The organism is Glaciecola sp. KUL10 (assembly GCF_003203515.1).
GTDB lineage: Bacteria > Pseudomonadota > Gammaproteobacteria > Enterobacterales > Alteromonadaceae > Glaciecola.
In genome coordinates, this window is the sequence record NZ_BGNG01000004.1 from 111,577 (window position 1) to 133,586 (window position 22,010).

19 protein-coding genes are annotated in these 22,010 nt (G+C 41.9%); 6 read left to right on the forward strand and 13 right to left on the reverse strand.

What is annotated here, in order from left to right; translation table 11 throughout:
• Nucleotides 1-165: 165 nt before the first annotated feature.
• The 12 genes from KUL10_RS08630 to KUL10_RS08685 form a co-directional block, all read right to left on the reverse strand.
• Nucleotides 166-1,029 carry a hypothetical protein gene (locus tag KUL10_RS08630; RefSeq protein WP_110428521.1) on the reverse strand — a complete coding sequence of 288 codons (864 nt, stop codon included), beginning with the start codon at nt 1,027-1,029 and terminating at the stop codon, nt 166-168.
• Nucleotides 1,026-2,075 carry a chemotaxis response regulator protein-glutamate methylesterase gene (locus tag KUL10_RS08635; RefSeq protein WP_110428522.1) on the reverse strand — a complete coding sequence of 350 codons (1,050 nt, stop codon included), beginning with the start codon at nt 2,073-2,075 and terminating at the stop codon, nt 1,026-1,028. Before KUL10_RS08635 ends, KUL10_RS08630 begins: the two co-directional genes overlap by 4 nt.
• 15 nt (nt 2,076-2,090) lie before the next feature.
• Nucleotides 2,091-2,696, reverse strand: a complete 606-nt coding sequence (cheD, locus tag KUL10_RS08640) for a chemoreceptor glutamine deamidase CheD (RefSeq protein ID WP_110428523.1) — start codon at nt 2,694-2,696, stop codon at nt 2,091-2,093.
• 2 nt (nt 2,697-2,698) lie between these two features.
• A complete protein-coding gene (locus KUL10_RS08645; RefSeq protein ID WP_110428524.1) occupies nt 2,699-3,526 on the reverse strand; it encodes a CheR family methyltransferase in 828 nt (275 codons plus the stop codon).
• Between the two features lie 3 nt (nt 3,527-3,529).
• Complete coding sequence (locus KUL10_RS19000; protein WP_373415180.1) at nt 3,530-6,667, reverse strand: methyl-accepting chemotaxis protein; 3,138 nt, start codon at nt 6,665-6,667, stop codon at nt 3,530-3,532.
• Nucleotide 6,668: 1 nt separating this feature from the next.
• Nucleotides 6,669-7,178, reverse strand: coding sequence for a chemotaxis protein CheW (locus KUL10_RS08655; protein ID WP_110428525.1), 510 nt, complete (start codon nt 7,176-7,178; stop codon nt 6,669-6,671).
• Complete coding sequence (locus tag KUL10_RS08660; protein WP_110428526.1) at nt 7,168-9,162, reverse strand: chemotaxis protein CheA; 1,995 nt, start codon at nt 9,160-9,162, stop codon at nt 7,168-7,170. The genes KUL10_RS08655 and KUL10_RS08660 overlap by 11 nt, the downstream gene beginning before the upstream one ends.
• Nucleotides 9,163-9,180: 18 nt before the next feature.
• Complete coding sequence (locus KUL10_RS08665) at nt 9,181-9,546, reverse strand: response regulator (protein ID WP_110428527.1); 366 nt, start codon at nt 9,544-9,546, stop codon at nt 9,181-9,183.
• A gap of 3 nt (nt 9,547-9,549) precedes the next feature.
• Entirely contained in the window at nt 9,550-11,211 is a 1,662-nt protein-coding gene (locus KUL10_RS08670; RefSeq protein ID WP_110428528.1) for a SpoIIE family protein phosphatase, read from the reverse strand.
• Between the two features lie 13 nt (nt 11,212-11,224).
• Nucleotides 11,225-11,506, reverse strand: coding sequence for an STAS domain-containing protein (locus KUL10_RS08675; protein ID WP_110428529.1), 282 nt, complete (start codon nt 11,504-11,506; stop codon nt 11,225-11,227).
• Between the two features lie 18 nt (nt 11,507-11,524).
• Complete coding sequence (locus KUL10_RS18960; protein WP_110428530.1) at nt 11,525-12,712, reverse strand: methyl-accepting chemotaxis protein; 1,188 nt, start codon at nt 12,710-12,712, stop codon at nt 11,525-11,527.
• A gap of 173 nt (nt 12,713-12,885) precedes the next feature.
• Nucleotides 12,886-14,733, reverse strand: coding sequence for a protein-disulfide reductase DsbD (locus tag KUL10_RS08685; protein ID WP_110428531.1), 1,848 nt, complete (start codon nt 14,731-14,733; stop codon nt 12,886-12,888).
• 194 nt (nt 14,734-14,927) lie between these two features.
• Between KUL10_RS08685 and KUL10_RS08690 the strand changes: the two genes are divergently transcribed.
• The 5 genes from KUL10_RS08690 (at nt 14,928) to KUL10_RS08710 (ending at nt 19,580) form a co-directional block, all read left to right on the forward strand.
• Nucleotides 14,928-15,488, forward strand: coding sequence for an FxsA family protein (locus KUL10_RS08690; protein ID WP_110428532.1), 561 nt, complete (start codon nt 14,928-14,930; stop codon nt 15,486-15,488).
• Nucleotides 15,489-15,677: 189 nt separating this feature from the next.
• On the forward strand, nt 15,678-15,968 hold the full coding sequence (locus KUL10_RS08695; RefSeq protein ID WP_110428533.1) for a co-chaperone GroES: 291 nt from the start codon (nt 15,678-15,680) through the stop codon (nt 15,966-15,968).
• Between the two features lie 40 nt (nt 15,969-16,008).
• Nucleotides 16,009-17,652 carry a chaperonin GroEL gene (gene groL / locus KUL10_RS08700; RefSeq protein ID WP_110428534.1) on the forward strand — a complete coding sequence of 548 codons (1,644 nt, stop codon included), beginning with the start codon at nt 16,009-16,011 and terminating at the stop codon, nt 17,650-17,652.
• A 213-nt stretch (nt 17,653-17,865) separates the two neighbouring features.
• Nucleotides 17,866-18,672 (forward strand): alpha/beta fold hydrolase, encoded by an 807-nt coding sequence (locus KUL10_RS08705; RefSeq protein WP_233499759.1) that lies wholly within the window; start codon nt 17,866-17,868, stop codon nt 18,670-18,672.
• A complete protein-coding gene (locus KUL10_RS08710; RefSeq protein ID WP_110428535.1) occupies nt 18,669-19,580 on the forward strand; it encodes a GGDEF domain-containing protein in 912 nt (303 codons plus the stop codon). Before KUL10_RS08705 ends, KUL10_RS08710 begins: the two co-directional genes overlap by 4 nt.
• 53 nt (nt 19,581-19,633) lie before the next feature.
• On the opposite strand, the gene KUL10_RS08715 is transcribed toward KUL10_RS08710, so the two are convergent.
• Nucleotides 19,634-20,119 carry a GNAT family N-acetyltransferase gene (locus KUL10_RS08715; RefSeq protein WP_110428715.1) on the reverse strand — a complete coding sequence of 162 codons (486 nt, stop codon included), beginning with the start codon at nt 20,117-20,119 and terminating at the stop codon, nt 19,634-19,636.
• Nucleotides 20,120-20,270: 151 nt separating this feature from the next.
• Here KUL10_RS08715 and KUL10_RS08720 point away from each other — a divergent pair, with 151 nt between their 5' ends.
• Nucleotides 20,271-22,010 carry a hypothetical protein gene (locus tag KUL10_RS08720; protein WP_110428536.1) on the forward strand — a complete coding sequence of 580 codons (1,740 nt, stop codon included), beginning with the start codon at nt 20,271-20,273 and terminating at the stop codon, nt 22,008-22,010.

Below are 22,010 nucleotides of genomic sequence, written 5' to 3' on the forward strand. Positions count from 1 at the left end.
TGAACGTGTACTTAACTTGCAAATTTGGTTTATTTAGCTAAATTAAGCAAGGTTTCTTATGTGTTTTTGCTCGCGTTTGAGCAGGAATGAGAAAATATCACAAAAAGGGGGCAGTAATCAGCATAATACTGGTCTAATCAGCGAAGATACCTACAAAATTTTTGGTTATTCTGTAATTGGAAGGCAGGTTCCGCATATATAAGTATAAGAAAATACATTGTGGTGAGTTTGCATTTCGTTAAGTGTGATATCACATCGTACTTTTTGACCCTGAATAAGCAGGTCTGCACAAAATACAAGGCTGCCTTTTACTTGGTGTGTTTGGATTAATTCGACTGGAAGGAGTTCACAAAGCGCATCCCACTCGATGTGTCTGCCTTGAATATCGAACATGTTTGCGAATGTTGTGTTTATCTGCACTTTTTTGTCTTCCAAGGAGAGTATGAAGCTGGGTTTTTTTGCATTAACAAATGCTCTCGTAACTATCTCATATGCTTCTCTTTCTTGATGTTGGCTTGTGATGTCTTTAAAAGTGCCAAGCATGCTCGTCATGCGTCCGTCTTCATCGCGTTGAGAGCATTGTCCTGTTAGACGCACCCAGCGATGTTGGTTTGTTCGTTTTGACATGCGCTCAACTACGACAGAAAACATTTTCGAGCGGCCGTTTGAATGGGCTGTAAATTGGTGTTCAAATACTTGCCTGTGGGAAGACCGCAAAGATTCAATAAATTCAGTTCTTGTGATTCGATTAACTATTCTTGATTGCGCTTCAGACTCGTTGGAATACATCAAGATTTCGTCGCTCTTTGCATGCCATTCCCAAACTATTTGTTTGCTAGCCGAAAGTGCTTGTTGAAGGCGGTTGGCTTTGTTTTGGGCAATCTTTTTGGCTTCAATTAACTCAAAAGTTTGGCTGCGAAGTACTTCTTCTGCCTCTTTCCGACCTTTGCGCTCTCGCTCTAAACTGCGTTTGAGACTGGCAATTTGAGCTTGAAGGCTCTCAGTTTCGGCTTGAAGGCTTTCACTCACAATCGAGTTCCCCCACCTTTTTTCTCAACTGCTGTGGTTAACGCTTGGCTCATTTTATCAAGTGAATATGTGTCCTCAGTGCCTCCCATATCCACCGCTGCTTTTGGCATCCCGTATACCACACAAGAAGCCTCATCTTGTGCCATGGTTATTGCCCCTGTTGATTTAAGGTTGACCATTCCTTTTGCGCCATCTTTTCCCATGCCGGTCAAAATTGTTGCGATGGTGTTGTTACCAACGACTTTTGCAAGGGAATCGAACATCACATCTACAGATGGTTTGTGACCAGAGACTAAGGGGCCATCATCCAATCGAATTCGATAGTCGGCGCCGCTTTTAACAATGGTTAAATGCTTATCGCCTGGTGCGATATAGGCACTGCCTGGAAGAATACGCTCGCCATCTTCAGCTTCTTTTACGCGCATGTCACATAGTGAATCGAGTCGTGCAGCAAAGGACTTTGTGAATGTTGGCGGCATGTGTTGAGTAATAACGGTTGCAGGGAAGGCGGGGGACAGTTGTTGTAACACTTGTCGAATAGCCTCTGTTCCGCCCGTCGAGGCGCCAATGCCCACTATCGTTTCAGTGCCCTTATAGCTTAATGGAATTGCTTTTGCTCTGCTGAGTCCCTCAGATCGTTTTTTAGGTTTTGATTTTGCTGCTACTTTTATCTTGCTAACGATTTCTTGTTGATATTCACTAAGGCCTTTGGCTACGTTGAGTTTCGGTTTAGGTATAAAATCAATGGCACCTAGCTCTAGAGAACGGATTGTTGCATCAGCTCCTTGCTCGGTTAATGTGGATATCATTAAGACCGGAGTGGGCCTTGCCTTCATAAGACGATCTAAAAAAGTCAGGCCGTCTACTTTGGGCATTTCAATATCTAGGGTAATGACATCAGGATTTAGTTCTTTGACCATGTCCTTTGCGACATAAGCGTCGGGAGCCGCACCGACTAATTCGAGCTCAGGGGCTTGCTTAATAATCTCTGCAAGTAAGCTACGAATTAACGCAGAGTCATCAACGACAAGAACTTTAATTGTCATTTATATTGCTCGATTTTAGAATAAATCAACATCACCACCTGTTTGTGTTGTTTGTCTAATTTTGATCTTGTATTCGCTTTCGCGATCAAGAATCGTTGTGTTGTGTAAGCTTTTCAATTTTCGTACCTTGACTTCACCTGTTGCCGGAAATTGATAAAGCTTTCGTGGAAACTGACCTAATAAATCAGTCGCGATAACTCTGATCTGTTCAGCCTCTAAATATTCTTGTACAAAAGCTGCATTTTGCTCCCCAACACTATTTACTTTGAACCCTTTAAGTACATTTGCACCGCCAAAAATCTTGGCTTCAATACGGCTTCTTACTGCACCCAATTTGAGCATGTGGTTGATCAGTATCTCCATCGCATAAACGCCATAACGAGCAGATTCCGATATGAAGTCTTGCTCATTGGTGTTTACAGGTAGCAAAAAGTGATTCATTCCTGAAATTTTAGAAACGGGATCACGCAAGCACGCTGATACACAGGAACCTAATACGGTAACAATCATCGTATTTTCCGAGGTTGCAAAGTACTCACCAGGCAAAATTTTGACAGCATTGATGTTAAAATTTCGGTCAAAATATCGATTGGGTGCTAAGTGTTCGTTATCTAAATTCACGCTTAATTACCCAATGGTTTGTATATAGTTCGTCCAAGAGGTTTTAAGATGTCCCCAACATGTGCAAAGTTCTCTGAATGTCCTGCTATGTATAGGCTATCATTGCTCATGTGTTTTACTATTTTTCTTAGTATTTGTAATTGTGTGTCTTTATCGAAGTAAATCATAACATTGCGGCAAAAGACGATATCGATACCCGAAGGCAACGACCATTTATCATCCATCAAATTGAGCTTTTGGAATGTGATTAATTTTCTTAATTCGGGCACTACTTTGACAAATCCACCATTTGAACCTTTACCGCGCTTGAAAAATAGCTTCTTCATATCCGGTTGAAATTCAGTAAGCTGCTCGATTTTGTATACACCATCACTCGCAGTCTTAAGCACTTTACTGTCGATATCAGATGCGATGATTTCAACAGGACAATCAAATTTCTTGAAAGCGTTTACGACCGTCATTGCGATTGAATAAGGTTCTTCCCCAGTCGAACTAGCCGCGCACCAGATGGTTATTTTTCTTCTGTGCTTGATTTCTTCTAGGTGCTTTTTGAGTACATCAAAATGGTGACTTTCACGAAAAAAGGAAGTTAGGTTAGTTGTCAGTGCGTTGACAAACTCTTCCTTTTCTTCTTCGTGTTTGTCTAGAAAAGTCAAATACTGAACAAAAGATTTTAGGCCAAGTGCTCGGATGCGACGGGCTAGCCGACTATAGACCATTGAGTCTTTGGAGTCGGCTAGGTTGATCCCCGCTATACTTTTCAGCTTTTTTCTAACGGCTTCAAAGTCAGCTAGGTTAAACGCAAATTCTTTATCCGTCGTAAGACTCATCTTCTAAAAGCTTTCCCATTCGTCATCTTCGTTATCAGTTGAGGGCGATGACATCACCGAGGGCAGCTCAGCAAACTGTTGTGATAGCGGGTCAGCACTAGGGGATATTACAGTTGCTTTTGGGGCAGCTTTTGATGTTTGCTCAGTTTTTATAGTCGTAGGTGTATCAGACTCATTCAGTTTAAATGTACCAACTCTGCCAGTTAGTTCACTCGCTTGAGTACGCATACTTTCAGCAGCCGCAGCGGCTTCTTCTACAAGCGCGGCATTTTGCTGAGTCATTTCATCCATTTGAGTAACGGCTTTGCTGACTTCATCAATGCCACTTGCTTGCTCGGCAGATGCTGCGGCAATTTCGCTCATGATGTCGTTTACTCGTTGAATTGCAGTGACAATTTCTTTCATGGTTTCGCCAGATTGGTTAACCAAGCTATTGCCTGATTCAACTTTGCTGACAGAGTCAGAAATCAAGTCTTTGATATCTTTTGCTGCATTGGCCGAACGTTGAGCAAGTGTTCTGACCTCTGATGCGACTACCGCAAAGCCTCGGCCTTGTTCACCCGCTCTGGCTGCTTCTACAGCTGCGTTAAGTGCAAGAATATTGGTTTGGAAAGCAATGCCATCGATGACGCCAATAATATCTGCAATTTTTTGTGATGATTCGTTAATTGATGACATGGTCACCACAACTTCTTGTATCAAATCACCTCCATTACTTGCCACCTGTGAGGCTTGAGAGGCTAAACCATTCGCTTGGTTTGCATTTTCAGCATTCAAACGCACCGTTGAAGTGATCTCTTCCATGCTAGAAGCTGTTTCTTCAAGGCTGCTAGCTTGTTGCTCAGTTCGTGTTGATAAATCAGCGTTACCTTGTGCGATTTCTGACGATGCGTTATTGATTGTATCGCTCGCTTCGCGGATTTTGCTGATCACATTGACCAAGTTTTCGGTTGTACTATTGGTGTAGTTTTTGAGATCATCGAACGTACCTTGGTAGTCACTAGTAATACGTTTTGTGAGATCACCTTGAGATATTGCTAACAACACGTTACTGACTTCATTAAGCCCACTTTCGGTTGTTTTAATTAACTCGTTTAGACCTTCAGACACAATCTTCAAGAAGCCCTCTTTATCAGACTCTTCAATTCGCTTGGTGAAGTCACCGCGCAGACTTGCAGTTACCATGTCATTAATTTCGATTTCGGCGTTAACCTCGTTGGTGCGATCTAGCCATTCGACCACTGTACCAATTCTGTCACCGTTTTCTGCATAAATTGGGTTCGCTGTGAGTTTGAAGTGTCTTCTACCCACTTTGATTTCTGAGATAAGTGTATCTTTAAGGCCTTCCAAAATACCCATTTGGTGATTTGGATTGGCATGGAATCTGTCCATACTCTTACCCATAATATCGCCAGCTCTAAACTGTGGCAGTACTTTACGCAAATCTGATTCTGCCTCCTCCATTGTGTCAACCATCGAACGGTTCATGTAGATAACTTCACGCTCAGCGTTGGCGATCATAATATTGGTTGAAGATGAATCTAAGGCTTCAAGTACGCGTTTGACACGTTTCTCTTCTTCGAAGATCTCAGTCATATCTAACCATTCAACAGAATTGCCAAGATCATTGCCTTTCTCATCGCGTATTGGGTTGATGTTGAGCATGAATGATTTGCCGCCTAAGTCCAAGCGTGCTTCATGCGTCTTGGTTAATTGGTCAAGTACAGCGTGCTGATGCTTAGGATTGTGGTGGAAGCTATCAATACGGGTACCGATCAATGTATCAGCATCAAATTGTGGCAAGTCTTTTTTAATCGCCGCTTCTGATTCTTTCATCAGTTTTTTCACGGACTCGTTCATGTAAACAATTTCGCGGTTAGCGTTGGACATCATGAAACACATAGAACTGCTATCTAAGGCCTGCTTAACTTTAGACGCTTCTATGGCGATCGTGGCTGCTTCTTTAAGTTCAACGGTAAGCTCAGCTAGGCTTTTTTCTATGATTCCCATTTCATCTTTGCGAGAGGTATTGAAGTCTGACGAGTAGTCTTGGTGAGAAATCTTCGAGAATGCTTGAATCAGTGCGCCAGCTGAACTGGTAATCGAGCGCACGATGACAAATCCAATAGAAAGGCTGACTAAAAATAAAACGCCAATAATAATCAGTGTAGTTCGTCGCTCTGCAGATGCATCTTCAACTCGTTCTTCAATGACGTCTCGCAAGATTACAATACTTTCATCGTGTAACGTATATAGCTGGTTTATAACTGCGGAGAACTCGGAAAACATTTGTTGTGCTGTATATGAGAATTGCCCCTCGAAAATCTGAGTTTCCACAAGTCTTTCTAACTTTCTTACATCAGATTCAATCGTCTCACTTTTTTTACGAAGTGATGAAAAGCGAACATCAGCTTCAGCAGCCGAACGCATGTTGTAATCGAAATCTCTTGCGGGTGCACTTAGACCGTTTAAATACCCTTTAATGGTGCTAATCTGAACATTGGATGCTTCGCCAGATGCAACGGCACCAGAGGACGCTCCCCTGACTTTGCCAAGCGCATTTGACAACCTAGGAAGGTTGATATAGTTTGCAATAATAATATGATAACTTGCAGCTGCAGGGTCGTAACTAAGCAAGTAGGTTTTGAGCATATCGCTTATTAAGCCATCTTGTTGGTCAATAAGGTCAGAGTGCTCTTGGAAGGAGGCCGCTCTGCTTACAGACATACTTTCTACATTCGCGCGCACCCTTTTCCACTCTGACTCTATTGCTTGTAAAGAGCTTAGTAATTCATTGGTGGCAATATCTCCTTCGCTTGCTGAAGCTCTAACTAGGTCAGAAAGTTTCGATATTTGGTTAGTAATTTCACTCGCTTTTGAGCTAAGCGCCCCCGCCACATTTCGATCACCACCGAATAATCGCGATGACATGCCTCTATGTTCAGCAGTTAGCTTTTTGAGTGCGACCACTTCAGAAGCAGGCTCGATACCTAATAACTCGATTTTATCTGACGTCTGCCCACTGATTGAAAGCTGGGTATAATAATAAGTAGGTATTGCCAGGCCAACTAGCGCCAGCAGGCCAATAATGGACATCTTTATTGGTAGTTTTATGTTATCGAACACTCTTAAGATATTCATGTTACTCTTGCTCCGCGCTTGGGCTTGAATCGTACAAACCGAGTTCATCACTAGATATAAGTTTTTGGATATTCACTAAAATAATCATTTGTTCATTAATGGTTGATAGTCCGTGCAAATAAGCACTGTCGAAAGCCACACCAAACTCTGGTGGCGGCCTTATTTCGTCATCATTGACCTTGATGACATCGCTGACTTCATCGACGACAATTCCCACTACTCTATCGCCAATCATTAGCATGATGACAATGGTGAATTCATCATAAGTTGCCTCGCCAACATTAAATTTGATACGCAAGTCAATAATCGGAACGATATCGCCACGAAGATTAAGTACGCCTTTAATGTAGTCTGGTGCATTGGCTATTTTGGTTACGTCTTCATAGCCTCTAATTTCTTTAACAGTCATTATGTCTAGCGCATAGTTTTCGTCGCCTAAGACAAAGGTTAAAAATTCATGTTGCGATTCAGATGCAACTTGTATGTCATTCGCTTTCGCATTAGCTGACATTTGACACCTCAGTGTGTTGGGGAATCGAGACTGCAGAAGCGATCGACTCAATATCTAAAATTAATGCTACGCCACCGTCACCCATGATGGTCGCACCTGCGACACCCGGTACGCGCTTGTAATGCTGTTCTAAACTTTTTATGACGACTTGTTGTTGCCCTTCGAGTGCATCGATAAGTAAACCAAAACGTTTTCTAGAGGTCTCGACCAACACAATAATGGCAGTCGTTGGGTCTTCATTTGCACCTTCAATATCCATGAGTTCATGCAAGGCAACTAGTGGCCAATATTCACCCCTTACCCACAACAAACGATCATTGCCAATTGTTTTAATTTGGTCTTTTTCAGGCTGTATTGACTCGATAATATTGGTCAAAGGAATCACAAAGGTTTGATCGGTTACAGACACGCACATGCCGTCTACGATAGCTAAAGTTAGCGGTAGTCTTATTCTAAAGACCGAGCCTTTATCTAACTCTGACTCAATCTCGATCATGCCACCGATGGACTCAATGTTGCGTCTAACAACATCCATTCCAACGCCTCGGCCTGATACATCCGTGACCACTTCAGCGGTTGAAAACCCAGCTTCAAATATTAAATGCCAGACTTGTGAATCAGGCATATCTGGGCTGATATCCAGACCGTTTGAAGCTGCTTTTTCTAATATTTTTTCTCGGTTGAGGCCGGCGCCATCATCAGTGATACTGATAATGATACTGCCCCCGCGTTGCTCGGCTGACAAAACAACGGTACCCGTTCGAGGCTTGCCTTTCGCTTCGCGAATATCTGGCATTTCAATTCCATGGTCGACGCTGTTGCGGACTAAGTGAGTAAGCGGGTCGACGAGCTTTTCTATCAAGCCTTTGTCAATTTCAGTAGCACCGCCTTCAATAACGAGCTCTAAGTCTTTTTCCAGTTTACCTGCAAGGTCACGGACGACGCGTGGAAAACGGTTAAATGCGAATGACATAGGTAACATGCGCATCGACATAACGGCTTCCTGTATTTCACGGATGTTTCTTGATAGCTCGCCAATCGCACCTTCAAGTTTCTCTTCAACTTCTCCATGTACGTCTTTGCCGACGATTTTTATCATTGACTGAGTGATTACCAGTTCGCCCACTAAGTTAACTAACGAATCTATTTTCATCGTGTCGACGCGAATGGATGATGATTCTTTTGTTTCGCTTTTTGCCTTGCTAGCTGCTTTTTTAGCACTTGCAACTTTTTTGCTCGCTGCTGATACAACGGGTGGATCTACTTTTTTGGTTTCTTCGGGTGCTGGTGTCGGTTTCGCATCACTTGCTGAAGTTGACTCAGTACTTGGCTCGTCATCAAAAAAACCAAAGTCATCATCATTCAAAATGTCATTTGGATGCTCAAGCGCTTGTTGGAGTTCGTCTGGTGCTAATGCTTCAGATGATTGTTCTTTATTCTTATCTTCATCTTCGTAAAATCCATACGCTGTTTCTTCACGTTCAATTTTCTCTTCTGGTGGCTCAAAGAAACCAAAGTCATCATCTTGTTGTTCGACAACTGTATCGTATAGTCCGTAGCCTTGCTCATCGGAGTTATCAGTTGCTTTTTCAGAATCGTCTTTCAGTAAGGCTTCAAGCGCTTCTATACCTTTTTGGATGCCTCCCCAATCGATTTCTTCTTCGTTTTGATAGCATTCAAGTATGATTTTTAGTGTGTCGACCGTGATCAGTAACTGATCGACAATCACCTTAGTCATGATAAGTTGTTCTTTTCTGGCGAGATCTAAAATATTTTCCATGACATGGGTCAACCCAGTCAGGGCATCAAAACCAAACACACCACTACCGCCTTTGATAGAATGCGCAGCTCTAAAAATGCTATTTAAATCTTCTTGATCAGGTGCATCTAATGATAGTTCCATCAAAAGATGTTCCATTTCATCTAGATGTTCTTGGCTCTCTTCAAAAAAGACACCAAAAAACTGACTCATGTCTACTGACATTTCACAGGCCTTTTGGAGTTATGAGAGAACTTTAGCTGCAACTGCTAGCAGCTTTTGAGGATCAAATGGCTTTACCATCCAGCCTGTCGCGCCCGCAGCCCGACCTTGTGCCTTCATACTGTCACTCGCCTCAGTTGTTAGCACTACTATAGGGGTTGAACGGTATGCACCGATGCCTCGAAGGCTTTTTATTAGCGTCAAACCATCCATTCTCGGCATGTTCTGATCGGTAATTACAAAGTCATACTGCATCCGTTTGCATAAATCTAATGCCGCTTGCCCGTCTTCCGCCGTTGTGACTTGGTATTTAGCTGACTTTAGGGTCACCTGAACCATTTGGCGAATAGATGGGGAGTCATCTACTACAAGAATATGTTTGCTCATCTCTTAATAGTCTCTCTTCAAGTTAACTTTCGTTTTATTTCCAGGTGCAAAAACTTCGACGTTTGTGCACAATTTATTTATTAGCTCTATACCTCTGCCCGATAACTTTTCGTCGTTAATATCATCGACTTTATTCATATCGTAACCTTTGCCAGAGTCAGTGATCTCAAATTCGATCTCATTGGTTGACGGAGTAAATACAAATTTCATGCCTAAGTTGGCGTTTTCTGGGACATTTTCTAAGCGCTCTTCTTTTAATTGAAGGTATTCGGCAAATCCAGCGAAGTCGTTCTTAAGGTTTGAATCCAAATCCAAAATACCGTGATCTAGTCCGTTACTGATTAGCTCAGCGAAAACTGTAAAGGCCCGTTGTCTTAAGTCCCCAACCATATCTACGTTGCGCATGACGCTATCTAAGCACCCTACGATATCTGCGTTTGCAACCAAACCGCCTTCGATTTCAATATTCGCGACGATCCTGCCGTGGTCGATAATGTTCTCTTTGCGTTCGTCATATAGGTGTTTGTCCATTAATTTGCGAACTTGAAGGTCACACATTGACAGATCATCGAGTAGTTCTTGCATCTCGTTGAACACTGTGAACTCATTCACCACCCTGCTCTTAATCGGCTCCTTATAGTCGTAATTTTGGAGTATAGTCATGAGCCTATCCATACCGAATGGGTCGCCAAGCAGGTTGGGTTGTTCGATGAGGCCGTCACTAAAGAAGAAAAGATTGTTAATGGGGCCGGTGTCTATTGTTTTAATTGCAGGGTCAAAATCTTCTGGATCAAGAATTCCAAGCGCCATCGAAGTTGAAACATAACTTTCTATTGATTTATCTGATTTTATTGCTAGCACATCTGGCATTCCGCCGTTGAACAGATGTATAGATTGATGGTGAAAGTTTACTTCAACACCAATCAACGCGACAAACTTGTCATCGGGTAATTCAACATGCAGTTTCTTGTTAGCCTCGTGAACAATATGCGCAAGGCTTAAGCCTTTTCGAATCATTGCTCTGATTGTTGCAACAAGCGGCAAAATACTGATTGCGGCGGCAAGTCCATGTCCTGTGGCATCGGCAAGAATCACAAAGCGATTGCCGTTGGGTGCTGTCTCGCAAATAAATACATCCCCGTTAAAAGAACTTGATGATTGGATGTAAGTATCGACACATTCAGTCTCGCCTGCCAAGGTTGCAGCAACGTGTTCGTATACATAGCGAGCAAGCTGTTCTTCCTGCTCTTGTTGATTGACCAGCTTTTCTAAACGCTTGGTTTGACGCTCCAGATTGGCTTCTTTGTCATAAAGCCCTCGACAGCGTTCGATTTTCTTCCACAATAAGTCAACGCTAATAGGCTTTATCAAAAAGTCATCCGCGCCTTTGTCAAACGCATCTGACATTACGATTTGATTATCTTCGCCTGTGATCATCATAAGCGGCAGTAGATATCCCAAATCTTTAATAAACGGAATGAAATTAATACCGTCGCCATCAGGCAGGTGATTATCGAGAAGAACAAAGTCGAACACTGATGCTTTTAAGTGAACTTTTGCGCTGGCGATGCTCTCTGCGATAAGCGTATTACACCCCTTTTCATCTAGAAAAGTTTGCAGAATTTCTCCGAATAAAGCGTCGTCTTCGATAATTAGTATGCGCATTTATATTGAAGCTCTATGAAATATCGAAAAGGCGGTCAAAGTTTGCAATTTGCAAGATTTCTCTCGCGCTCTCTTTTGCCCCTCTGATGCGAACAGACACGTTTTGGTTCTTTGCTTTCTTTTGAAACAGGACCATCATGCCTAACGCAGAGCTGTCTAAGTACCCGACTTTAGAGAAGTCCAGTGCAATTTCAGAAATAGTTTTATCCTCTAAAAGGGTTTGATATTGCTCTGTAAACTCTTTGTGGTAGCCAAAGTCAAAACGCTCTGGAATTTGTAGTGATTTCTCGCTCATAATATCTGTCCTATATGACTAGAATAAATCGATTTCGCCTGCATCCATTGAGGTCGCAGACACTGGATTGTGGCCAGCGGTTTCTTTACGCGCACGCATGCCTTCTAAATGCGAGTGCACTTCTTCAATCGCACCTGTTAAGTTTTCTAAGGATATTGTCTCTATATGTGTTCTTAAGAATGTGAGTGTGTCGAGGGTGAATTGGAGGTTTTGTCCATTGATATCACCAAATTGCAAGCCTCTAATGGCATTACCTAAAGCGGCATCGAGTTCAAGTGCAGCTTGTTCTAAGCCGCTCGTAACTATCGAGTCAGATTCGGCTTTTTTGATAATGCTATCTAGTGCTTCGTTTATTTCTTTCTTCGAGTCTATAACGTAGCTAACATCGTACGAAGCGAGCTTGCCAACTTCTTCGGTAAGCGCTTCAATTTGGGTGGTCATGCTTTTCAGTTTTGATTGAATTGCATCGCTGAACTGTGACGAGCGGTTGGACAATGAACGAACTTCATCTGCCACAACTGCAAAACCTCTGCCATGCTCTCCTGCACGTGCGGCCTCAATTGCAGCGTTAAGCGCTAATAAGTTGGTTTGATCTGCGATACTGTCGATATCTTTTAGCGCTTGCATGACCTGAGGAACTGAATCGGATATTTCCGTTACGCGTTCGAGTAACTCCATCGATGATGCCGACATTTCAACAGTAGATGAAATAAATTTGTCTAGTGTTGATGAAGTATGGTCTGCAAATGAACGCATTTTTTCACTGTATAAATCGTCACCGTCGCTATCGGCTCTTATCAGACTTTGGATTGTCATTGACTGGTTATCTACAAGCCCTTGAAGATTGCCAAAGCTTTCACTTAACGTTGCGACGGCGTCATTTTGCGTTGATAGGATGCCGTTCAAGTTTTCTTCACATTCTTGCATGATAGGAACGATTTCCGCTCGTAAAAGGCCGATATCACCAACAGGAATGTCGTTGAAAGATATGAGTTCGACCTGAGATTGTGCTTTGGTGTCGTAATTGTCGGTATTTTCTGGTGGTACATCGCTAGCCTTGTTTTGATTTACCCACCACGATATCGCGCATAATCCAAAAGTATTAAGCGCGATGGCCGGTAACGCAAGTTCGTTTAGACCCAATAACACTGAAATAGCTACGACTGCAAAGCCACAGAGCGCGGGAAGAATTGGCAACCTGTTCATAGTTTCTCATTCATAGTCAGCATATAAAATAAACCCAAAGCAGTTCACTTACAACGACAAAGATCAGGCACCCAGCGCCATTAAATTGACACTAAAGCATTAGGTATGAGCTTTGATTCTTAGTAGTAAATTAGTATTCTCTTTTGAAGTTATCGTGCTGAGATTAAATAAGTTTAGGGTTGATTTAAGGAATTTTCGACGTGATTGGCAAAAGGCTCTGCCTTCATAAAGCCTGTAACCCTTGACTGGCTGAGTTCGTAGCCATTTTTATCAAAGAATAGAATGGTAGGTAAGCCCAAGACTTTAAAATACTCTTGAAAGGCTAAGTTTTGAGGGGTGTTATCGGTTAAGTCGATTTGCATCCAAACCGTGTTCTCAAGTGCTTTAATCACGTTTGGGTCTGGAAAGGTATACTTTTCAAATTCTTTGCATGCAATACACCAGTCAGCATAAAGATCTAGCATGACTGATTTTCCTTCACTGCTGGCTTGCGCAAGCTTGGCGTAAAAATCATCAATGTCTTTGACCACGGCAAATTTAGGGTGGCCTTTTTCGGATAGCGATTGGCTGCCTTGAGCAGTCGCCACGACTAGTTGATTAGTGTGGCCTTGCATTTTGCTTACGACGGTATATCCGTAAATTACCGAACCCACCATACCGATCATCACAACAGCAGTGCGCAATCCTTTAAACAGTGACAGTTTAGTATCTTGGTTAATAGTGAACCAATATGTAAATAGAGCTAAACCAAGGGCTGCCCATAGCAACCCAGTCCAATCAGCGATAATAAAGCGCTCAACAAACAAAATAGCCACGCTGAGCATCATAAATCCAAAGGTTGCTTTAACTACATTCATCCACTGGCCTGCTTTAGGTAATAATTTACCACCTGTGATACCAAAGATAATCAGTGGAATACCCATACCAATACTCAGTGCATAAAGCGCACTAAAGCCAAGAACTAAGTCGCCTGTTTGTGCGATGACTAACAAAATGGCGGTTAAAGGCGCAGTAGTGCAAGGTGATGCCACCAAGCCCGAAATGATGCCCATAATAAACACACCCACAGGGTTGCCTTGTTTTTGGCTATTGCTGACACCGTTGAGTTTTTCTTGCCACTTAGAAGGCAATTGAATTTCGTATCCTCCAAACATAGCGATTGCGAGTAAAACGAATAGCACGATAAAAACAATCAGTACGACTTCTGATTGAAGTGCAGCTTGGAATTGTACGCCAGCAGATGCCACCACCAAGCCTAACAATGAGTAGGTGATCGCCATGCCTTGAACATAAATGACAGATAGGAATAGGGCGCGAGAGGTGTCCATTTTGCCTTTGCCAGCACCCATAATAATGCTCGATAAAATCGGGTACATTGGGAAAACGCATGGAGTAAAAGCTAAGCCTAAGCCAAGAAGTACGAAGAGGCCAAGCGTAATTAAGAGGCTTTCTTGTGAAATTAGGCGATCTGCTAATTGGAACTGCTCAGATTTTACTGCTGTGTTACTGGTCGCTTCAGCACTTTCTGTGGTGTCGCTTGAGGAAACTACCGCATCTAAATAAATCACTTTTGTCGTAGGGGGATAACAAAGGCCTGCTTCAGCGCATCCCTGAAACCTCAGTCTGACGATACTATCTTGGTCTGCTGATACAATCGGATAGGTGATTTCCATGTCTTCGAAATACACTTCTGATTCACCAAAAAACTCGTCTTCAATTATCACACCTTTTGGGAAAATTCCTTCGCCTAGTTCTGCATTTTTAGTCGGTGCTTGAAATTGTTTTTTATATAAATAATAGCCTTCAGCTATATCCCACTTAATGACAAGTTCATCGTCGCGTTGTTCGAAGTCCATGACAAAGGCTTCGTCGACTTTTAAAAATGTTGGTTCGTTTGAAAATAGGCTATCAGTTAGCTGCGCCTTGCAGACACTGGGGTAGGCAATGATGACGGCCATTAAAAATAGTACCCAAGATCTAAGCGACAAATTAGAATCTAACAAAGCCTTTAACTTCTTCATTTACGACACAGCTCCACTTTTAAAAACAATTGGCAAATCAATTGATGATTTTAATCGACCATTAGACCCGAGTGCTTCAGAATAACTTTCATTAATAACTTCACTCGTGTTTTATGTTCAAAGATTGATATATTGCAAATCAATACCACATCTTACTGTATAAAGATTAATTGAGCCAAAATAAGCGAGCATTGATGTTCTCAAAATTATTTATTTTATTTGCTGTACTGCCCATCTTAGAAATCATGTTGTTGATCAATGTCAGCGACAGTATTGGTGGTTGGAATACCTTTGCGCTAGTACTCATTACCGCCTTCTTCGGAGCTTATTTTGTTAGGCGTGAGGGGATGCAAACCTTGGCTTCGGTCCAACATAAACTGGCGACCGGCGAAATGCCAGGTAAAGAAATGAGTGAAGGTTTGTTATTGTTGGTTGCAGGTGTGCTTTTGGTCACCCCGGGCTTTATTACTGATGGCTTAGGCTTACTATTTACGCTGCCGCTCACCCGCGCACCCATTGCAAAATATATGGTGGCAAATGTTCTGAAATCTGGGAACATCAATGCGCAGTTTTCTGCGGGTGGATTTCATAATCAACAACAAGGTCCATTTGGTCAATCAAATTCATTTTCCGACGACTTTAATCGGCATGATGCAACGCAACACACGCATCAAGATGGCGATATAATTGATGGTGAATACACAGATAAAAGCGACAAAACTTCGGATCTCAACGACGATAAGCGTTTAAAGTAACTTTTTTTGCTAATTTTCAAATTTTTTTCAAAAAAACCTTGAGATCATTTTCAATAACCCCACTTACTTCGCAGTTATTAATTTATCGAGTGTTTGTAATGCTCGGTGGCTTGTTTGCTTTACTAATTATTAGTTAGGCGGACATTTTAAATTCAATGTTTATTATTCGAATTTTCAGGAGATTTGAACATGGCAATTCGTCCTTTACACGACCGCGTAATCATTAAACGCGAAGAGCAAGAAAGCAAATCAGCTGGTGGTATCGTTTTAACCGGTTCTGCAGCTGAAAAATCTACGCGCGGCAAAGTGATCGCGGTAGGTAATGGTCGCGTGCTTGAAAACGGTGACGTTAAAGCACTAGACGTAAAAGTAGATGACATTGTTATCTTTAATGACGGCTACGGTGTGAAAACTGAAAAGCTAGATGGTGAAGAGGTTTTAATCCTTAGCGAAAGCGACATCTTAGCGATTGTTGAATAACACACTTTTTACACTTACGAATATTTAGAGGAATTTAATCATGGCAGCAAAAGAAGTTCGTTTTGGTGACGACGCACGCAGCAAAATGCTTAACGGTGTAAACGTCTTAGCAAACGCAGTTAAAGTAACCTTAGGTCCAAAAGGCCGCAATGTTGTTTTAGATAAGTCATTTGGCGCACCAACGATCACTAAAGACGGTGTATCGGTTGCAAAAGAAATCGAACTAGAAGATAAGTTCGAAAATATGGGCGCACAGATGGTTAAAGAAGTGGCGTCTAAAGCAAATGATGAAGCAGGTGACGGCACAACAACCGCAACTGTTTTAGCGCAAGCTATCGTAACTGAAGGCCTTAAATCTGTTGCAGCGGGCATGAACCCAATGGATCTTAAGCGCGGTATCGACAAAGCTGTTGAAGCAGCTGTTGGTGAGTTAAAAGCGCTTTCTACTGATTGTGCAGACAGTAAAGCAATTGCTCAAGTAGGTACTATTTCTGCAAACTCTGACAATGTAGTAGGCGACATCATCGCTGAAGCAATGGAAAAAGTAGGCAAAGAAGGTGTTATTACTGTTGAAGAAGGTCAAGCGCTTCAAAACGAATTAGACGTGGTTGAAGGTATGCAGTTTGACCGTGGTTACCTATCACCATACTTTATGAACAACCAAGAAAATGGCACTGTCGAGCTAGATAGCCCATACATCTTGTTAGTTGACAAAAAAGTTTCAAATATCCGTGAATTGCTACCAACACTAGAAGCGGTTGCAAAATCATCTAAGCCACTTCTTATCATCGCAGAAGACGTTGAAGGTGAAGCACTAGCAACATTAGTTGTGAACAACATGCGCGGCATCGTAAAAGTAGCTGCGGTTAAAGCACCAGGTTTTGGTGACCGTCGCAAAGCAATGCTACAAGATATCGCTATCTTAACTGGCGGTACTGTCATTTCTGAGGAAATCGGTCTTGACCTTGAAAAAGTTCAGCTTGAAGACCTAGGTACAGCTAAGCGTGTAGTTATCAACAAAGACAACACAACAGTGGTTGACGGTGCTGGTGAGCAAGACGCAATCGAAGCGCGTTGCACGCAAATCCGTGCACAAGTTGAAGAGTCATCTTCAGACTACGACAAAGAAAAGCTTCAAGAGCGCCTAGCTAAATTAGCGGGTGGTGTTGCAGTCATTAAAGTGGGTGCAGCGACAGAAGTTGAAATGAAAGAGAAAAAAGCACGGGTTGAAGATGCATTGCACGCAACTCGCGCAGCCGTAGAAGAGGGCGTAGTCCCAGGTGGTGGTGTTGCGCTAGTAAGAACAGCTGCAAAATTAGCTGACCTTACTGGTGATAACGAAGACCAAACTGTAGGTGTGAAACTAATGCTTCGTGCTATGGAAGCGCCGCTTCGTCAAATCGCATCAAACGCAGGCGCTGAAGCTTCAGTTGTCACCAACACTGTTAAAGGTGGCGAAGGTAACTTTGGTTACAACGCAGGTAACGACACTTACGGCGACATGTTAGAAATGGGTATCCTTGACCCAACTAAAGTAACACGCTCTGCCCTTCAGTTCGCAGCGTCAATCGCAAGCTTAATGATCACAACTGAAGCAATGGTTGCTGATGCACCAAAAGATGAAGCTGCTGCTCCTGCTATGCCTGATATGGGCGGCATGGGTGGAATGGGCGGCATGATGTAGGTCGACCATTAGAAGCGCTGTGCCCCCTTAAATGATGGCATAGTGAAAAACAAATAAAGCCTGCAAACCTTAAATCTTGCGGGCTTTTTTTTTGCAATGCGTATTCGTTTTTCTCTAATTATTTCCAAACTGAACCCCTTAAACTTGCATACCGCATTTTAATTACTCAATATTCAAGCTATAGTCATTATTTAGTCTTATCTTTGAGCAATTATGTATTCCACGATTGATGTTTTAACTCGAAACAACGTTAAGGTAACGGGTAGTGGTAAAACTACGCTGATGTTGGCCCATGGCTTTGGCTGTGACCAAAATATGTGGCGTTTTATGCTTCCGCTGTTAGAGCCAGACTATCAAGTAGTACTTTTCGATTACGTTGGATGCGGTCAGTCAGATATTAATCAGTTCGATAAACGCCGTTACCAAAGTTTAGATGGTTATGCTCAAGACCTTATTGATATCTGCGAAGAATTAAAGTTGCAAAACATTGTGTTTATTGGCCACTCGGTCAGCAGCATTATTGGTATGCTTGCCGCAGCCAAGTCCCCAACGATCTTTTCAAAAATGGTAATGATTTGTCCCTCTCCCTGTTTTTTGAACTTTCCGCCGGAATACTATGGTGGTTTTGAGAAAGACGATTTAGAAGAACTAATCAATCTAATGGATAAAAACTATATCGGTTGGGCTAGCTATTTAGCGCCACTGGTGATGGGGCAAAGCAACAGCCCAGAACTAATAAAAGAGTTAGAAGAAAGTTTTTGTTCTACCGATCCTAAATACGCCAAACCTTTTGCTAGAGCTACGTTCTTTTCTGATGATAGAGAAGCGTTAAACAAGTTACATTTACCGACTATGATTATACAAAGTAGTGACGATAATCTAGCATCTGTGGAAGTTGGCAATTATATGCATCAAAGTATTCCAAACTCGGTATTGAAGGTTGTCGACTCTCAAGGAAATTGTTTGCATATGACTGATCCTGATAGTGTATTTAAAGCAATTGTACAATTTTTAAAATGAACCCTCCTACGCCTGACGCTTTTTCAACGATTCTGATGGTTACGGACCTGGAGTCCAATCGCCTTGAGTATTACAACAGCTATGCAGCGGAAATATTCGGAATAGATGTAAATACGATAAGTGAAAATAGCCTGTTTGATTTAATTTCAAAGGCAAGTGTCATATTCTTTGAAAGTTATATTCTGCCTACAATCATCCAATCAGGATCATGCCAAGAAGTTCAAATATCCGTAGTTTCAAATGCACGTGAGAAACTGCCTGCTGTTGCCAATGTAAAACTTTTTGAGTCAAAAATATATTGGTCAATATATTTAGCAGTTGCTCGAGACAAACTCTACCAAGAACTATTGCTTGCAAGAGAAAGTTTAGAAAACAAAACTGAAGAATTAACTTTGTTAACAAGAGTTGATCCATTAACTAATTTACTTAATCGCAGAGCACTGAAAGATGATGTTTTAAAGATGATCAACCAATTACAAAGACATTTTTTGCCCGTCACTTTGCTTCTGATAGATATAGACTACTTTAAACAGATTAATGATATGTTTGGGCACGATCGTGGGGATGAAGTATTAATTAGACTTTCAAGTGCTCTCAAACATCTTATTCGTGCCACTGACCTGTTGGCTCGTTGGGGTGGTGAGGAGTTCCTTTTGGTTTTGTATAATACAGATTTAAGCAACGCAAGAGAGTTTTGTAAACGGATTCATTGCGAGGTTAGTAAAATTGAATTTGATGACAAAGAGAGGTTAACGATAAGTATTGGAGTTGCTACCGTAAAAACAGAAAATTTGACTTGTTCAGATGTTTTAGAAAAGTGTGTCAGAGAAGCCGATGTCGCTTTATATCGAGCAAAAAATGATGGTCGTAATCAAACTCAAGTTTTTGACGAAATCAATTTAGATTAGACCTTAAAAAACAATTATTTGAACTTACCTTGTGACAACAAATAAAGAGCTCATTACGACTTAATCCGTGACATAAAATTCAAATCAAAATAACGACCTTGCGAAAAAGTAGCACAACGTTTAACACCCTCAAGTTCAAAGCCTAAAGATTCATAAAGTTTAATTGCAGCGCTATTGTCAGCTTGCACATCTAACTCCAATCGGATGATATTGAGCCAATTATCTGCTTGATTAATGATTTCACTTAGTAAGGCTCTCCCTACACCTTTGCGGTGGTGATCTGGATGAACGGCTAGCGCGATAGCGGCGCAGTGTTTGCTTCTTGCTTTGCTAGACGTAATCAACGATATATATCCAACTACCTCTGTATCTATCAACGCGACAAGGTTATATCTGTTCTTACTTTCAAAAAGAGACGCCACGATGTCAGCATTAACGAAGGGGTTCTGAGAGGTGTTTTCGGTGACTGATTTGAAGCTGAAGATTTTAGCTACTTCTTTGAAGTCTTCTTGTTCAAGATGCCTGATGTTGAGATTCACGTTAGTGTCCCTTTGATAGATCATTGAATAATCCTAATTTAGCAGAGTCTAAATTGAAAAAACTTTTTTATGTGTCTACTACCTTTCAAAAATTGCATGTTATGCTTGAAAAAAGCAAGTTAATACAACAAGTTCATACGAGGGATGAGTTATGATCATTATTTTAAGCTGCATTCTTTATGCGTTCACTGCAATTGCTTTTGGAGCGCTAGGCCTTAAAAGCGGCTTAAAAAACAAAAAGTATTTATTTATCATCGGTGGACTTTGCTCCCCTATTGCTTTTTTTGTTAGCTTTTTTATCTATCCCAGTTTGTCTCTAAGTGAATATCCACTGTATTTGACCTTGTTATCATTTGCTGGTTTTGGCTTATTTGTTGCGTTAACGATTGATAGTTCGAATGCGTCTAAGCAACTTAATAAAGGTGCCTCTCAGCAGATAGACCCAGCCATTTCTATATATAGTATTTTGTGCGTAATAGCTTTGCTCGCGTTTATCATTACAAGCTCAGCGATGTTTAACGCAGACAAATTTAGACAGCGCTTAGCATTAACTGAAACGGAAGTTTTTAACGCGCAAGAGACACTCATTGATGCTCAACAAGGGCGATATATTGATCAAGCCTTAGCATTTAAAACCGCCCAAACGATGCTCAGCAAAAGGCTTGGGTTAGGTTCTCGATACGAGTTCGATGAATTAAGAATACAAAGCGTCAATGGTCAGCTTTATTGGGTTGCTCCTCTGGTTAATAAAAGTCTCATCAAGTGGTTCAATAATTCTCAGTCACCGGGTTTTGTGATGGTCAGTGCAACTGACATCAACGATGCAACTTTGGTACTGGACAAATTTCCTATTCGCTATGGTGATAATGGTTTTTATGGCTTTGATAATATTAAGCGCTATCTACACAGCGCTGGTTACGCAGATGCAAGATTTGGCATCCCTGCTCTGGAGTTGCGCGACGACGATCTAAAACCATATTGGATTATTCCTATTTTACACAGTGAAATTGGTGTCAGTGGATTAGACGTGAAATCAGTTGTGATGTTAGATGCTTCAACGGGTGAGTTTGAAGACTTCGTGCCCACGAGTGCGCCGGCTTGGATTGATCGCATTTATCCACAAAATATCTTTGCTAGCCAAGTGGACGATTGGGGAGCTTATATTGGCGGTTGGCTTAACGCAGTGTTTATCGGTGATAATGTGATAAGAGCCACGCCCGGTACTTTATTTACTTATACTTCTGATGGGCAAGGTGTCTGGTATACCGGTGTGCAATCTGATGGTTCTTCTCAAGAAGGTACGATGGGCTTTGTCATGGGCAATTCGCGAACGGGCGAGGCAACGTTCTATCGGCGTCAAGGACTGACCGAAAGTGTCGCTAAAACAGTGATGGAAGGAGCTGTGCAAGAAGCAGGATATGAGGCTTCTAATCCGCAACCATACAACGTCAATGGCGTTACTACCTATGTAAGTATTCTTAAAGATAGCAATGGCAACCGTCAAGGTTATGGCATGGTTGCATACGACAATCGAGATGTGTTTGCGACAGGTAAAACTCCGGAAGCTGCTCGCCGAGCCTTCTTAAATAAGTTATTGAGTAATCAAAATAGTGGGGGTTTAGCACAAGCTGGCAGAGCACAGCTCACTGTAATCGCGACTATACGCAGAATTGCAGTGATGACAGACAGTGTTCTTTTTATTCTTGAACAAGATGTGCCGGCATACAAGCAGACTATTTTTAGTGTCCCACGTGAAACTAACTTCGAGGCGCCACTGACTAATGTAGGTGATCGTGTTAGCTTGCAGTTTTCTTTAGTGGATACTTCACCGCAACCCGTGAGTTGTTTTGATAATCTAGATATTGGTGAAGCGCTGTGCAGCGAACCCTAA

Coding starts and splice junctions, on each gene's coding strand:
- KUL10_RS18960 (WP_110428530.1), bottom strand. CDS start 12,712: ATGAACAGGTTGCCAATTCTTCCCGCGCTCTGTGGCTTTGCAGTCGTA.
- groL (WP_110428534.1), top strand. CDS start 16,009: ATGGCAGCAAAAGAAGTTCGTTTTGGTGACGACGCACGCAGCAAAATG.
- KUL10_RS08645 (WP_110428524.1), bottom strand. CDS start 3,526: ATGAGTCTTACGACGGATAAAGAATTTGCGTTTAACCTAGCTGACTTT.
- KUL10_RS08670 (WP_110428528.1), bottom strand. CDS start 11,211: ATGCGCATACTAATTATCGAAGACGACGCTTTATTCGGAGAAATTCTG.
- KUL10_RS08690 (WP_110428532.1), top strand. CDS start 14,928: ATGTTCTCAAAATTATTTATTTTATTTGCTGTACTGCCCATCTTAGAA.
- KUL10_RS08635 (WP_110428522.1), bottom strand. CDS start 2,075: ATGACAATTAAAGTTCTTGTCGTTGATGACTCTGCGTTAATTCGTAGC.
- KUL10_RS08720 (WP_110428536.1), top strand. CDS start 20,271: ATGATCATTATTTTAAGCTGCATTCTTTATGCGTTCACTGCAATTGCT.
- KUL10_RS08675 (WP_110428529.1), bottom strand. CDS start 11,506: ATGAGCGAGAAATCACTACAAATTCCAGAGCGTTTTGACTTTGGCTAC.
- KUL10_RS08660 (WP_110428526.1), bottom strand. CDS start 9,162: ATGTCAGTAGACATGAGTCAGTTTTTTGGTGTCTTTTTTGAAGAGAGC.
- KUL10_RS19000 (WP_373415180.1), bottom strand. CDS start 6,667: ATGAATATCTTAAGAGTGTTCGATAACATAAAACTACCAATAAAGATG.
- KUL10_RS08655 (WP_110428525.1), bottom strand. CDS start 7,178: ATGTCAGCTAATGCGAAAGCGAATGACATACAAGTTGCATCTGAATCG.
- KUL10_RS08705 (WP_233499759.1), top strand. CDS start 17,866: ATGTATTCCACGATTGATGTTTTAACTCGAAACAACGTTAAGGTAACG.
- KUL10_RS08710 (WP_110428535.1), top strand. CDS start 18,669: ATGAACCCTCCTACGCCTGACGCTTTTTCAACGATTCTGATGGTTACG.
- KUL10_RS08685 (WP_110428531.1), bottom strand. CDS start 14,733: ATGAAGAAGTTAAAGGCTTTGTTAGATTCTAATTTGTCGCTTAGATCT.
- KUL10_RS08695 (WP_110428533.1), top strand. CDS start 15,678: ATGGCAATTCGTCCTTTACACGACCGCGTAATCATTAAACGCGAAGAG.
- KUL10_RS08665 (WP_110428527.1), bottom strand. CDS start 9,546: ATGAGCAAACATATTCTTGTAGTAGATGACTCCCCATCTATTCGCCAA.